Annotated in this window: 9 protein-coding genes; 2 read left to right on the forward strand and 7 right to left on the reverse strand. The window is 46.2% G+C overall.

The annotated features are described in order from the left end of the window. Window positions 1–13: 13 nt before the first annotated feature. Window positions 14–3,412, reverse strand: a complete 3,399-nt coding sequence (locus VM802_RS29095; protein WP_325537439.1) for a SusC/RagA family TonB-linked outer membrane protein — start codon at window positions 3,410–3,412, stop codon at window positions 14–16. 249 nt (window positions 3,413–3,661) lie between these two features. Next, window positions 3,662–4,738 carry a FecR family protein gene (locus VM802_RS29100; protein ID WP_325537441.1) on the reverse strand — a complete coding sequence of 359 codons (1,077 nt, stop codon included), beginning with the start codon at window positions 4,736–4,738 and terminating at the stop codon, window positions 3,662–3,664. Window positions 4,739–4,957: 219 nt separating this feature from the next. On the opposite strand from VM802_RS29100, the gene VM802_RS29105 reads away from it, so the two are divergent. Next, the gene (locus VM802_RS29105) at window positions 4,958–5,521 is read left to right on the forward strand and encodes an RNA polymerase sigma-70 factor (RefSeq protein WP_325537443.1); all 564 of its coding nucleotides are present in this window, start codon (window positions 4,958–4,960) and stop codon (window positions 5,519–5,521) included. A 125-nt stretch (window positions 5,522–5,646) separates the two neighbouring features. Here VM802_RS29105 and VM802_RS29110 read toward each other — a convergent pair whose 3' ends face one another. The 4 genes from VM802_RS29110 to VM802_RS29125 all read right to left on the reverse strand — a co-directional run bounded on the left by VM802_RS29110 (window position 5,647) and on the right by VM802_RS29125 (window position 13,335). Next, a complete protein-coding gene (locus tag VM802_RS29110; protein WP_325537445.1) occupies window positions 5,647–7,218 on the reverse strand; it encodes a RagB/SusD family nutrient uptake outer membrane protein in 1,572 nt (523 codons plus the stop codon). 28 nt (window positions 7,219–7,246) lie between these two features. Next, window positions 7,247–10,405: a SusC/RagA family TonB-linked outer membrane protein gene (locus tag VM802_RS29115; RefSeq protein WP_325537447.1), complete on the reverse strand. Its 3,159-nt coding sequence runs from the start codon at window positions 10,403–10,405 to the stop codon at window positions 7,247–7,249. A 622-nt stretch (window positions 10,406–11,027) separates the two neighbouring features. Continuing rightward, window positions 11,028–11,219 carry a hypothetical protein gene (locus VM802_RS29120; RefSeq protein ID WP_325537449.1) on the reverse strand — a complete coding sequence of 64 codons (192 nt, stop codon included), beginning with the start codon at window positions 11,217–11,219 and terminating at the stop codon, window positions 11,028–11,030. 88 nt (window positions 11,220–11,307) lie between these two features. After that, the gene (locus VM802_RS29125; protein ID WP_325537497.1) at window positions 11,308–13,335 is read right to left on the reverse strand and encodes an alpha-ketoacid dehydrogenase subunit alpha/beta; all 2,028 of its coding nucleotides are present in this window, start codon (window positions 13,333–13,335) and stop codon (window positions 11,308–11,310) included. A 180-nt stretch (window positions 13,336–13,515) separates the two neighbouring features. Here VM802_RS29125 and VM802_RS29130 point away from each other — a divergent pair, with 180 nt between their 5' ends. Then, on the forward strand, window positions 13,516–13,950 hold the full coding sequence (locus VM802_RS29130; RefSeq protein ID WP_325537451.1) for a MarR family winged helix-turn-helix transcriptional regulator: 435 nt from the start codon (window positions 13,516–13,518) through the stop codon (window positions 13,948–13,950). Window positions 13,951–14,101: 151 nt separating this feature from the next. On the opposite strand, the gene VM802_RS29135 is transcribed toward VM802_RS29130, so the two are convergent. Continuing rightward, window positions 14,102–14,713, reverse strand: a complete 612-nt coding sequence (locus tag VM802_RS29135) for a fumarylacetoacetate hydrolase family protein (RefSeq protein WP_325537453.1) — start codon at window positions 14,711–14,713, stop codon at window positions 14,102–14,104. Window positions 14,714–14,717 lie beyond the last annotated feature (4 nt).

Here is a 14,717-nt window from a genome sequence, read left to right on the forward strand (position 1 = left end):
ACATTTTAAATCATTAAAGGTTCAGGTTCAGGCCAAACGAATAAGTCTTCTGATACGGATACAGGGAACCTTCCAGTCCTTCAGGATCGATGTTTGCCTTGAGATGCGAAATGGTAAAGAGGTTTTCAGCGCTGAAGTAAATGCGGAGACGCGTGATCTTTGCTCTCTCTGTTAGCGTCTTAGGCAATGTATACCCCACAGTCAGGTTCTTCAGGCGGGTGTAGGCGGCATTCTGCAGATACCTTGTCTGCGGAGCGCCCAGCTCAGAAGCATCTTCTGCTATATATGACTTCACACGGGGGAAGTAAGCATTTGGATTCTCCGGTGTCCAGTGATCCAGGTTGTGTTCCTGTATGTTTGTCCACGGCTGTGCATAAACGCCCCAGAAGTAGTGGTTGCCAGCGTTGGGATACCAATCTCTTTTACCAATACCCTGAATGAAAGCGCGGATATCAAATCCTTTGTAAGAAGCAGTAAGATCGATACTATATGGGAAACGCGGCATGTTGTTACCGATGATCCTTCTGTCACCGGGTTTGCTGAGTGTGTTATCACCGTAATCAATCACATGATCACCATTGAGGTCTTTGAACTTGAGATCGCCGGCATAGAATTTATAGTTCTGGTCATCAGAACCAACTTTACTTTGATTGTAGTATTCATCTACTTCTTTCTGGCTCTGGAAGAAGCCTAGTGTTTCAAAACCCCAGATATCGCCTACTTCCTGACCTTCGTAATAGTTACGGTTGGCAGGATCAGTGGCGTCTATGTTAGCCAGTGTTCCTGTCGGGTTGGCATAACGGGTAATGAAAGAGCGGCTGTCTGCAAGAATAAATCTTACGCCATAGCCAAAATCATCTTTCCCGATCTTGAACTGATCACGCCACATCAGACTCATTTCCCAACCACGTGTTTTCAGGTCAGCAGAGTTTGTTGGCGGAGGAGGAGCACCGAAAACAGCAGGCAGTTCACGGCTCTTGGCAAACATACCGAGTGTATAGCGGGTATAGCGATCGTAGCTAAACGAAAGTTTTTCTTTGAAGAACGACAGATCGATACCACCGTTGACAGTTTTAACAGATTGCCAGGTATAAGTGTCCGTAACAGGTTGAGGGTCATATACAGCTACCGGCTGTGCTCCATCCAGCACAGTGGAGATATTCTTCCTGTTCATCAGCGGCATGTAACCGTAGGCGCCCCATTGCTGATCGCCGAGGGAGCCATAGGAGGCACGCAGTTTCAGGAATTCCACACCTGCATCTTTTGCTCCGCTGAAGAACTTTTCCTTAGACACCACCCAGCCTGCAGATGCGGATGGGAAGAAGCCCCAGCGGTCATCTTTGCGGAAACGGGAAGAACCATCATTACGGCCGTTCAGCTCTACAATATATTTATCATTGTATGTATACCCTACACGATAGAAAATACCTCTCACCGCCCAGTCCTCAAAGCTCTGTTTCTGGGTGAGCGTACCAGTGCTCAGCTGCGGAGTGGGATAATCAGGGCTGATCAGATTCTGGCCCCTGGTCCAGAAGTTATTCCAGTAATGATATTCCTGGTTGAAACCCGCCAGCGCGCGTATATCATGCTTTTTATTGAGTACTTTATGGAAATCAGCATAAGCATTATACACATTGTATTTCACTTCAGTACTGCCATTCATTGCCCATGACTGGTTACCTCCGGTATATTGTAAAGGCTGATTGGGGCCTGTACGGTAAGCCACCGGCAAGCCGAAACCACTATTGGTATTATTGCCTCTGCGGTAGGTAGCATCAGCCTTCAGGGTAAGCAGGTCTTTCACCAGGCCCAGCTCTGCAAATACAGTGGTCATAAATTCACTCCAGGTGTCAACTCTGCGGCCGCCGCTCTGCAACATTCCTAACAGCGCAGCACCATCTGAAGTCCATGTTCCGTCCGGGTTACGGGGAACTGACAGAGAAGGCGTACGGTTGGCATTATGGAAGAAGAGATAATCGTTGGTACCGGAAGGCTGATTATAGGTAGTGTTGCTATACATGGTATTGGTACCTAACTTGAAACGGTCGTTAAAAGTATAGGTAGCTTTTGCACGCATGTTATATCTCGTATAAGTATCAGGATTATATCGCAGCATACCATTGAACGACATATATTCTCCGGAGAGATAGTAGTTGAGCTTTTCGTCACCGCGGGAAATGCTCAGGTTCGCAGTATAGGTAGGTGCCGATTTCTGATACACCTCGTGCAGCCAGTCAGTAGTGCCGTAGTAGGAATATTTATTTTTATCGTTCGGATTCACGATCACTCTTGGCAGTGATGGATCTTCCGCAAGACGTTTAGCGTAAGCTCTTTCGGCATCGGGATACAGGTCATATAAAGGAGTGGCGGCATCGTGCTTGTACTGCATTACAGTCAGCGGATCGGTAACCACTTTGGGCACCAGACCGAGTGTACGAACAGAATAGTTGGTATTCGCACTTAACACAAGACGTCCGTCCTTACCGGATTTGGTAGTGATCAATACCACGCCGAAAGCAGCGCGGGCGCCATAGATAGCTGCGGAAGCAGCATCTTTCAGCACGGTTACGCTCTCCACATCCGCAGGGTTCAGGCGTGCTACTTCTTCATTAGTGAAAGGAATATTATCAACAAGGATGAACGGATCACCGCCATTGATGGAGGTCATACCGCGCAGGTTGAATTTAGCGGCGGAAGATACACGACCATCAGAATTGGTGATGTTCAGGTTGGGAATAAGCCCCTGTAAACCCGTACTGATATTGGTGATCGGTCTGCTTTCCAGCTCTTTCCCGGAGATAGCGTCCACGGCGCCGCTGAGGTTGACCCTTTTCTGTTTGCCATAACCTACTACTACTACTTCATTCAATCCACTGGCATTGGCTTTCAGGGCGATATTATAGGATTGTCCGTCTTTGGCGGTCATCTGCTGCGCTTCATATCCCACATAAGAAAATTCTATAATAGCATGATCCGGCACTTCCAGTGAGAAACGGCCTTCTGCATCAGTTTTAGCACCCTGTGTGGTACCTTTTACCAATACAGTAACGCCAATAAGCGGATTGCCAGCTTCGTCTGTAACGCGGCCTTTTATTTTCACATCAGCCACCACATCGCCAGCTTCCACTATCACTACAAGGTTGTCTTTCATTACCTTATAGCTCAGCCTGGTGCCAGCCAGCGCCTGATCCAGTACCTCCGGTACCAGAGCGTCTGTCATCCTGATAGCAATCTTTTTATCAGGGATGATCGCATTCTTGTACAGGAAAGTGTAATCACTCTTCTGGCCGATAATGTTGAGGAGCTTACCAATATTAATACTGCTGTAATTAACACTGATCTTCTCCTGGGAGAATCCATGCGCGCTCAGTTGTAAAAAACCAGCACAAAGCAATACGGAAGTTAGTTTCATACGCAGTAATAGTTTCCTCGTATTCCGCCGCGGAATATTCGAAAGCCACCAATAGCTTTTTTTCATAAATTTGTTTCGTTAGGTTAAATAATTGGCCATTACCAGATCGTGGTGAATTGGTTTAAGTTGTTTTAACCAGCAATTCAGAAGGGGAATGTTGCCGCATTTCCCTTTTTTTATTTGCTGATCACCATAAAATTTTTGTGTGATAACTACCCTATCATAAATAAGTTCATATTAAAAAGGATACTACCATATGTATACAGCATTCTCTTTTTCATTCACTTCATAATGAAACCCAGACATCAGCTGCAATGCCCGCAAAACCTCATCCAGGCCTTGTTTTTTGAATGCCCCGGTAAACACCTCCCGTTTGTATTTGTTATTCCTGAAAGTCACGGTTACATCAAACCAGCGCTCCAGGTCGTGTGACAGCTGTTCGAAAGTGATATTGTCAAATTCAAAACGATCCTTTATCCATGCGGTTTCTGGCTTTGCCGCTTCCGCAGGATTTTCGCCGGCGATGTTTTTCACCGGCGTAACTACATAGTCAGCCAGCTTTTTGTTGATGGACACAGGTTTTTCATTATTTAAAGCGATGGTTAGTTTTTGTTCCGGCTTCAGTTGTATCACTCTCATTTTATGGTTGTTTCCTTTCTCCGGGAAACTTACTTCTACTTTGCCGCTTAGCAGTGTGGTTTCAACGATAGCATCTTCAGCATACGCTTTTACATTAAATACGGTTCCCAGTACCTTGATATTCACATCTCCCGTCTGAATAGTGAAAGGATGGGCCGGATCATGCTTTATATCGAAATAACCTTCCCCGGCAAGGGTTACCGCGCGCTCTCCCTCCAGGAAACGGGATGCGTCATATTGAAGGCGGCTGCAGGCATTCAGTACCACCGTGGAGCCATCAGGCAAAACCATAGATGTTTTGGAACCGGTTTTAGTCACTACTTCGTTACGGTAAGTTACCTTCCCAGGTTGTTGCAAGACGCTGTAAACCGTTACCAGAACAGCAATACAAGCCGCAACACCGATTATCATTCTCCAGGGGACCACCCGCTTTACCACCGTCGGTGCGGCAGGTTGTTGCATCAGCTGTTCCATGCGCTGCCATCCTTCGCTGTGCAAGCGGTTCTCTTCTTCCGCTGAAAAACCATTACTGTCTTGAACTGTATCGATATCAGTTACAATATTAAAGGCATAATGCTGCTCAGGAAATTGCATCAGCAAAATGTCCAGTTCTTCCAGTTCGGCAGCAGTAGCCTCCCCGGATACCTTCCTGGCCATCAGTATATTTATCCGGTCGCGTTCGATCATTTACTTTTTTATCCGTATTTCATGGGAAGGACGAAAGGAATATTAAAAACCCCCAAAGCCTCCCAAAAAAATTTTATAAACCATCGTAAAAGCATAAATACTATTAGTATTCTCCCAAAAACTATCAGCATTAAAAAAACAAGACAGATAAAATATTTTGTTAACTTTAGCTTAATCTGCGTTATTTATTATTGCAACCAATATCAGTGGCTTACCGGGATGGATCAGTGTACAATCAATGAGCTATTCAAAAACATCTCAGCGAACAATGACCAGGCAGCCTTCAAGGCTTTCTACAATCATTTTTTCATAAAGCTGTTGCGCTTTTCCTTCACCGTTACCCGGTCAAAAGAGGTAGCAGAGGAAATAACAAATGATGTTTTTATGCATTGCTGGCAAAAAAGGCAATCATTGACGGACGTAAAAAATCCGCAGGTATACCTGTTTGTAATGGCGAGAAATAAAGGCATTGATTACTTGCGAAAACAGGCAACATCCAGGCAGGTTCCTTTACCTGAGAATGACGATAAGATAGAGATATCTTTTGAAAGCGACCCAGAACAATTAATGATCACTGCTGAGATGGTACGCAAAATGGAATTCACTATCCATCAGCTTCCTCCCAAATGCAGAACGATATACATACTGATAAAACAGTACGACCTGAAATACAAAGAAGTAGCCACTATATTAAACCTCTCCGTTAAAACGGTGGAAAATCAACTGGCAATTGCCATGAAAAGGTTAACACAAGCCGTGAACTTCACACTCGAAAAGATTTAGGGATTTGTTTATTTTTTTATGTAGCTATTTTAAATGCAGCGAAGATTAATAATTGTTGTTCAACATAACAAAATCTTCGCTGCATTTAAAATAGCTACATAAAAAAATAAACAAATCCCTAGATATTAATACCCCTCGTTCTGTGGCTTCAGGTTAGGATTGTTCTTCATTTCCGATACCGGCAGGGGGAACAGCAGGTGTTTCTTTGCCAGCGTAGCGCCAGAGTTCTTGTTTACATGGCCGATGAATTCATCAAAGCCGTTGTTGTCTTCATTATATGCTTTACGCAGACGAACCATGTCAAACCAGATGATACCCTCAAAGCACAGTTCATGCCAGCGTTCACGCCAAACTGCCTGTTCAAAAGCACTCTGTCCCAACCCCGCAAGGGCAGGCAGGTTAGCCCTTTTACGTACAGCATTAACTGCGGTGTATGCATCAGCATTAGCATTACCATCTGCACGGTTTTGTGCTTCTGCATAGATCAGCAATACTTCTGCATAACGGATCTGCGGCAGGTTCAGATTACTTACGCCTGTACCTTTCACGCCTTGTGTGCCGTGGCATTCCCTGTCGAAATGCTTGAAGATATAAGGTGCGCCCAGCGGGAACGGATCACCCATACCATCTACATAATAAGAAGTGAAGAAGTATTGCTGCTCGTCTGTACGCTTGTCTGTAGGTTCAAATTTTTTGAACGACGCATAGAATGAAGGAGATACGATCTCACTACCGATACCACTTCCCTTTGCAGAGATGTTCTTGGGTAGAGAGTTGTTGGGCAGCATTACTGTCTGCAGTGGGTTCTCAGCCACACCGTTCAGGTATTGTACTTCAAACAGGTGTTCAAGTTTATTATTATTGGATGTTTTATGAATGTCATTATAATCAGCAAAAAGACCAATTTCGTTTGTATGCGCATTGGCATAATCAATTACTTCCTTTGCCTTGTCTGCCGCCAGTTTATAATATGCCTGTCCTTTGTTAAGCGGGAAGCCGGCCATAGTAAGATATACCTTTGCCAGCTGTGCTTTGATAGCAGCGGTGCTCACTCTGCCGGTGGCATCCATCCAGGGCAGTCCGGCAGCTTCAGCAGCTTGCAGGTCTTCTACGATAGCCTTATATACATCTTCCGTAGTGGCACGGTTAGGAGAAAAATCCGGCGATTGAGGCGTCTGTGATTTGAGTACCAGCGGAACATCTCCCCATAATCTTACCGCATAAAAATAAGCCCAGGCACGCAGGAAACGCGCTTCGCCCATTACACGTTTTCTTCTGTTCTCATCCATCGGGTTGATACGGGGCACGTTGTCCAGCGTCAGGTTCGTTTGTGCAATAACGCGGTACAGTCCTCTCCACCACTGGCCTATATGCAGGTTATCCCCATCATATACAAGTCCCAGCAGGTTGTTCAGATCTGAGTTCTGCGCAGTACCTGTAGTCATAGTCCCGGTGGGTGCATCCAGCATTTCGAAGTTGTTGGAGAAGATACCGGCGCCGTCACCGATTATTCTCAGTCGCGCATAGGCTGCGAACACCGCAGCGTCGGCATGTTCCGGCAGTGTGAAGTAGCTGTCGGGGCTGAGGTTCGAAGGATCCTGCTCATCCAGGAACTTTTTACAACCGCTGCCCGCACCTACCAGCATAGCGCCGCATAATACCAGCTGCCATGTTTTACGAATGATATTTCTCTTCATGATTGATCTTTTTTGAATACTGAATAAATTAGAAACCCACACTTAATCCTACCATATAGGTGGTTGGCTTGGGATAATCGAAGAAGGTCTGTCCTTGTGCAAATGCATTGCTGTAGGTAGTTACCTCCGGATCGTTTCCACTGAATTTGGTTTTGAGGAAGAAGTTCTGCACAGAAGCGAATAACCTCAAACGGCTCAGGTGCCATTTCTGTATCATGTCCTGTTTGAAAGAATAACCCAGCAACAGGTTCTTGCCGCGCAGGAATGAACCGTCTTCCACCCAGCGTGTATCCACATTTGTTACATACTGTGCATCAGGATGACGAACAGCCGCTATTGGTGTATTCTGGTTGGTAGGTGTCCAGTAGTTGAGCACGGAAGTAAAGCTGTTGGCCAGTCCTGTACGGTCTTCACCAGAGTGGTGTGTCATATTCAGCACATCGTTTCCATACATATATTGCAGCTCAACGGTAAGATCAAAGTTTTTATACTTGAAAGTGTTGATGAAACCTCCCCAACCTTTCGGGTTACCGTTACCAATGATGGTACGGTCAGCATCATTGATGATGTGGTCTCCGTTCACATCACGGTATTTGATATCGCCGGGCAGAATGGGTTTACCACCACGATAGCTCTGGAATTTAGCAGCTTCTGCTCTTTCAGCTTCACTCCAGGTACCTTCACGTATCAGCCCCCAGAAGGAACCTACGGGTTCGCCTACACGAAGAATGTTGGTCTGGTTAGTAAAGTTGGGACCACCCACACCGAAGATGTCTGCCGGTGTTGCAAGCGACAGGATCTTGTTCTTGTTGAAGGAAATGTTAAAAGTAGAGTTCCAGGAGAAGTCTTTCTTATCCAGGATCAGCGCGTTCACAGACAGCTCCAGACCTTTGTTCTCCATAGAACCGATGTTCTTCCTGATAGTAGTGTAACCGCTGGTAGTTGCTACCGGCGCATCCAGGAGCATGTCTGTTGTTTTACGGTAATAGATGTCCGCTTCGAGGTTGATTCTGTTTTTCAGCAATCCTATTTCAGCTCCGAAGTCGTACTGCGCAGTCTTTTCCCATTTAAGGTCCGCGTTGGCTAGTCTGTTGGTACCGACACCCTGTACTTTGGCGCCGCCGATAACTGCCGCATAGTCATTGTTAGCAGCCAGTGACGGAAGCGACTGGTAAGGAGGTATTTCTGAGTTACCCGTAACACCATAACTGGTGCGGAGTTTCAGATTTGATAATATTGTATTGCCTTTCAGGAAATCTTCTTCAGATACTCTCCAGGCCAGTGCTGCAGAGGGGAAGAAAGCATATTTGTTGTTGGCGCCGAAGCGGGAAGAACCATCACGACGGCCCGTTAAAGTGAGCAGGTAGCGGTCTTTGTAAGCATAGTTCACCCTGGCAAAGTAAGAGTTAAATGCAAAACGCTGACGGTTAGACCCTGCGCCGCTCGCGGGTATTACTGATCCGGCTCCGATATTATTGGTTTCAAAGTAGTCAGTGGAATAAGTTTCACCACGGACGTTGAAAGTAAAGAAGTTATTTTCCTGCGAGCTGAGACCAATCATGCCTGTGAAAGAGTGATCAGCTCCGAACTTGCGGGTATAGGTCAGGTAGTTTTCAAAGGACCAGTATGTTTCGCGGTCATTCGCAAGGATACCTATACCCTGCTGGCTGGCGGAAATATCGAGCAGGGATCTGCCATTCCATTCACTGCGGCCACGGGTAACAATGTTGGCACCCAGTACGCTGCGCAGCTCGAGGCCTTTTGCCAGGGTAATATTGGCATAGGCATTTCCGAGCGTTGTCTGTGTGTTGAGTACATATTTCCTGTCAGTAAGCAGCTGCACAGGATTTGAACCGCCTTCAGCGCCGGGATACACCTTATTGTTGGTCCAGCTACCATCAGCAAATTTTACAGGCAGGAAAGGCAGAGCCTCTGTGATCATACGTACAGAGTTAAGGCCTCCTGTTCCAATGTCGACCAGGTTTTCCTGCTGGTTGTTATAGCTCAGCGAACCACCTACTCTCAACCAGTCTTTAATCTTTGTATCGATCGTAAAACGTGCTGAATAACGTTTGAGATAAGAGTTCAGCAGTAAGCCGTTATCGTCGAGATAGCCGAGGAACAGGCCATACTGTGTATCTGCGTTACCGCCAGTGAATCCAAGCTGGTGGTTCTGGGTGAGCTTATGCTGCACAGATTCTTTCATCCAGTCTGTATCATAAAGCGGATTACCATCCTTATCGAAGAGACGTGGATCTGTTCTTTTCAGTGCGGGGTTTCTGGATACATAGTAACCGGCATCCCATCTTTCTTTATCGTAGATCGCCGCATTTTTCCATGCCTGGTCTTCTACCGCCATATACTCCCTTGCATTCAGGCTTCTCACACGATGAGGCCCAATGGTGTTCATGCTGAAATAGTTGTCGTAAGTAACACGGCCACCCGTGGCAGAGCCCTTCTTGGTGGTCACGATCACAACACCGTTAGCACCGCGCGCACCGTAGATTGCAGTGGAGGATGCATCCTTCAGCACTTCGATAGATTCGATATCACTGGGATTGATAAAGTCGATCGCATTACTGCTTTGTGTTTGCGAACCAACCGGCAGCGCCACACCATCTATTACATACAGCGGGTTGTTGGTAGTGTTGATGGAGCTGAAACCGCGGATACGGATACTGGTCTGGCCGCCGGGGCGTCCGGAGTTGGTATTTACCTGCACCCCAGGGATACGTCCGCTCAACGCCTGATTTACAGAAGGCGCCGGGCGTTCCTGCAGGGTGGCCGCTCTTACTGAAGCTACCGCGCCGGTGAGATCTGATCTCTTCTGTGTACCATAACCTACCACCACAACGTCCTGAAGTGATTTAACATCAGTGGTTAATGCAACGTTTACAGTGGCGCCACTGCCCACTGCTTTTTCTGTTTGAGTATAACCTACAAAGGAGAAGATGAGTATTGCGTTGTTTCCAGGCACAGTCATCGTAAAGCTACCATCAGGCCCGGTTTGTGTGCCGCTGCTGAAACCTTTGATCTGCACAGTCACACCAGGGAGGGGTATGTTGTCCCGTGCATCAAATACCTTTCCGGTAATCTTTTTTCCCTGGGAAAAGGCCAGCAAAGAGAGCAATAGCAACAGGATGCTTTGCAGGCCAGTTCGCATCAGAAAGGTTAGTTTTTTCTTCATACGTTTTGGTTTTTTGGTTTAATAAAAGCTTTAATGCTAAAACGATTTTGCAAAAAGAGCTCACAATCCCTTCACGGGTGGTGAAAGGAGGCAGAAAAAATGAATAAATAATCAGTCACGTTGAGCAGCCCGCAGGTGCATCCGATTGCAGCTACGTATATCCGTTTACGTTAATAACAAGTGTCCATGTTTTCAATCTGGTATGACAATAAATAATCAGCAGTACTGTTGCGTTCAGACATGACGACTGTGTTCCATAACGTGAATAACCTTCCAGAAAGCTTCCGTTTTACCATTACTACAGCGGCTATACCAGGGGTATCCGCAGGATGGTATACTTCTGAATGCGCTTAAAAATATGGCTTCATGCTAACGTGAAATACGCTTAGGCTCAATCGATCTAGCGTTTAGCCGGCGTTATACATTTTCTGGTGAACGACTTTGGTGAATAAATTTTAGATTTAGAAACAATTGAGCTGGCACAAATATAGATTCCAGTTTTTCCACTATAGCTCGCTATAAAAATAGTACTATTTCCAAATAACTAAAACGTTTTTGCAATTTTTTTAACGGCTGATGAAATATTATCACCAACTCGTCCTCTTCCTGCTGAATAGCGGCATTATATTCCCAGCAACCCCGGCAACCCTTCCCGTTCGAAGATCATGCGGCCAATTTTCAGGTCAGACCAACCTTCCCATAGTGTATACAGAAACTGTGGCCTGTGGCCCTCCAGCTCACAATGAGCATTACGGGTAAAATCAAACAGCGGTAATAGTTTCGTTACTATTTCCAGGTCTTTAACATCTGTCATTCTCCTTTGATTTCATATTAATAAACAGGGATTGCCATAAAGACAATCCCTGCTAAAATCATGCTCAATCACTCGGGAGACAATAAAATCAATAAGCCAGTAATGCTTCAATTGCAGCAGCTACTTTATCTGGATTCGGCAACATAGCAGCTTCCAGCCCCATGTTAAGCGGTACTGCGGGCAAGTCGAGTGCACCCAGCATTTGCACGGGTGCATCCAGCTGTCTGAAGCAGTTCTGTTGTATTCTTCCTGCCAATGCCTGGATAAAAGAATTATTCAGTTGCTCTTCCGTCAACAACAGGCACTTCCCATGTTTTCTGACTGTATCAAACACTAATGCTTCATCCAATGGGAACAACGTACGCAGGTCCACTATTTCCACATTGCCAGGAAACGCCCTTCCTGCGGCTTTCGCCCAGTATACACCCATGCCGTAAGTAATGACGCAAACGGAATTTCCCCGTTGCACATCCTTAGGATGCGCGTGCTGAACAATGTTAGCTTTTCCCAGCGGCAATATATAATCAGCCGCCGGCTCTATCGTCATGGCTTCCTGTGTGCCTGGTACTTTGCTCCAGTAAAGCCCTTTATGCTCCAGCATCACCACCGGGTTCGGATCCATGAAGGCCGCCTTCAACAAGCCTTTCATATCAGCGGCGTTGGAAGGGTACACTACTTTTATTCCTTTGATACTCAGCAATGTGGATTCAATACTACCAGAATGGTAGGGGCCACCACCGCCATAAGCGCCTATAGGCACACGTATCAGCGTTTGTACCGGATATTTGCCATTGCTCAGGTAACAGGATTTGGAAATCTCCGTTACCAACTGGTTAAAGCCCGGATATATATAATCAGCAAACTGCACTTCTACAACGGGCTTCACGCCGGTTGCAGACAAGCCCGCCGTAGCGCCTATAATATAGGCTTCCTGTATAGCTGTATTGTAAACACGATGATCCCCAAATTTGTCACCAAGCGTGGCCGCTTCACGGAAAACACCACCCAGCCTGCGTCCTACATCCTGTCCAAAGAAAATGCATTCAGGATACTGCTGCATAATCTCTTCAACCGCATGCAGGGCAGCATCTACCATTACCACTTTTTGTCCGCCGGCAGGTACCCGCGTACCTTGCTCTTCCGTTACAGGGGTAGGCGCAAACATGTGCTCCTGCACTGTTTCAGGCTGCGGATCAGCAGCATTCACTGCTTTATCAAAAGCGATACTTATCATTTCTGCAGCGGCCCTTTCTATGGAAACCAGCGTTTCTTCAGTAACTCCGTGTTTCAAAAGCAACGTCCTGATCTTCGGAATTGGATCGTTAGCCACATGCTTTGCCAGATCTTCAGCGGAGCGATACCACTCTTTCCGCACACCGGATGTATGATGCCCCAGCAAAGGAACTTTTGCCTGTACCAGTATAGGCCGGCGCTCCTGACGCACGTAACCGATAGCAGTTTCTATAGCGGCATAGCTGGCGGTGAAGTCACTGCCATCCACACGCATACGTTCCAGTCCTTTAAATCCTGCGGCATATTCATATGCGTCCATTGCCCTGGCTTCTGCCGCCGTTACCGATATACCCCAGTCGTTATCCTGCACCAGGTATATGATTGGCAATTGCTTGAGTACCGCGAACTGCAGCGCCTCACTCACTTCTCCTTCTGTTACACTGCCATCGCCCAGCGAACATACCACTACCGGCAGTTCTCCGGAAGGTCCTTTCTTCTCTAAGGGAGAATCGATATATTCAAGATATTGAACACCCTGTGCCATGCCTGTGGCAGGGATCACTTGCATGCCCGTAGCGCTGCTCTGGTGGGGAATAATGGGGCGGTCACTGCGCCGGCTGCTGGGATGGCTATAATATGACCTGCCGGCAGAAAATGGATCGTCAGCTTTAGCCAGCAGCTGCAGCATTAGCTCATAAGGTTCAAAACCCATGGCCAGCAGCATGCTTTCATCCCGGTAATAAGGGCTTACAAAATCCCACGGCCTCAGCTGCATACCAGTTGCAATCTGGATGGCTTCATGCCCGCGTGATGTAGAATGCACATATTTACATATAGCCCTGTTTGCCTCGTAAATATCTGTCATGTTTCTCGAACAACACATCAGCCTGTAGGCTGTAAGTAATTCATCCAATTCACGCCCCCTTTCATGCTGGCCGTTAGCCGGCGTTTTTAAAGTTGAAACGCTTGTACTATCTTTAAACACGTAAAATTGTTTTGGTGGTGAAAATGGTAAAAGCAAAATAGTTGCTAATGCAACTGTTGCTAATGCAAATTAATTAATATGACTGATACTTTCGTCAGTAATCCCTCTTTTTTTAAGTTGGATGCTACCCTTAAAAAATTGCGCAATTATTGGCAAAAAATGTTCGATGCCCACCAGATGGACATCACTGTGGACCAATGGCTATTGGTAGAAAATCTGTACAAGCATAAAAAGACTACACACAACGAGCTTGCCCGGAATACATCCAAGGATATCACCACAGTCTCCCGTATTATTGAATTACTGGTAAAAAAAGCCCTGGTAAAACGGGAAGCAGATACCTACGACCGGCGCAAAGTATACCTGCAACTCACTCCCGAAGGAACAGAGAAATATAAGCTGGTAAAACCACTTGTACATGAGATGCGTAAGATCGGCTGGAAAAACCTCACCGAAGCCGATTATATGGAGTTAACGAGAATATTGGATACTATTTACGGTAACATCCCCTGATGGTAGTTTTTGATTGGTTTGATGCAGGTGATGGATGAAGATAAAAGTGAATAACCCGCTGGAAATACTTCCGGCGGGTTATTCGCTTTTATAAAACGTTATGATCTCCGCTCATCAGGAAAATCACAAAAAATCAAGAATAATCACAGTCTTATTTAACGGAGAACTCCAGCAGGCTGTCATTCTCAATAAACGCTTCAAAGCTGTCTCCAATTACCGCGGGCCCAACGCCAGCAGGCGTTCCTGTGAAAATGAGGTCACCGATATTGAGCGTAAAGAACCTGGAGATATAAGCCACCAGGACATCAAAGGAGAACAACAGATCTTTGGTATTACCCTGTTGTGCCAGGGTTTTGTTTTTATAGAGACAAAAGTTAATATCTTTCTTATCCATTTCAGGGGTGATAGGAATGAAGTTCCCCACCACAGCTGAGTTATCGAATGATTTAGCTATTTCCCAGGGTAGACCTTTTGCTTTTTGCTGATCCTGGAGGTCCCGCGCCGTAAAGTCGATCCCAACTGAGATCTGGTCATAGTACTTCTCCGCAAACTTTTCCTGGATGTGTTTCCCGTTTTTACTCACGCGCAGCACCAGTTCACATTCGTAGTGCAGATTATTGGTAAACTCCGGATAGTAGAACGGGTGGTTATTCTGCAGAAGGGCACTTTTGGGCTTCATGAACAGCACCGGTTCTGTCGGGACTTCATTCTTCAACTCTCTGGCATGATCGGCATAGTTTCTGCCTACGCAAATAATTTTCATAGCG

It is taken from the genome of Chitinophaga sp., from assembly GCF_035538455.1.
GTDB lineage: Bacteria > Bacteroidota > Bacteroidia > Chitinophagales > Chitinophagaceae > Chitinophaga.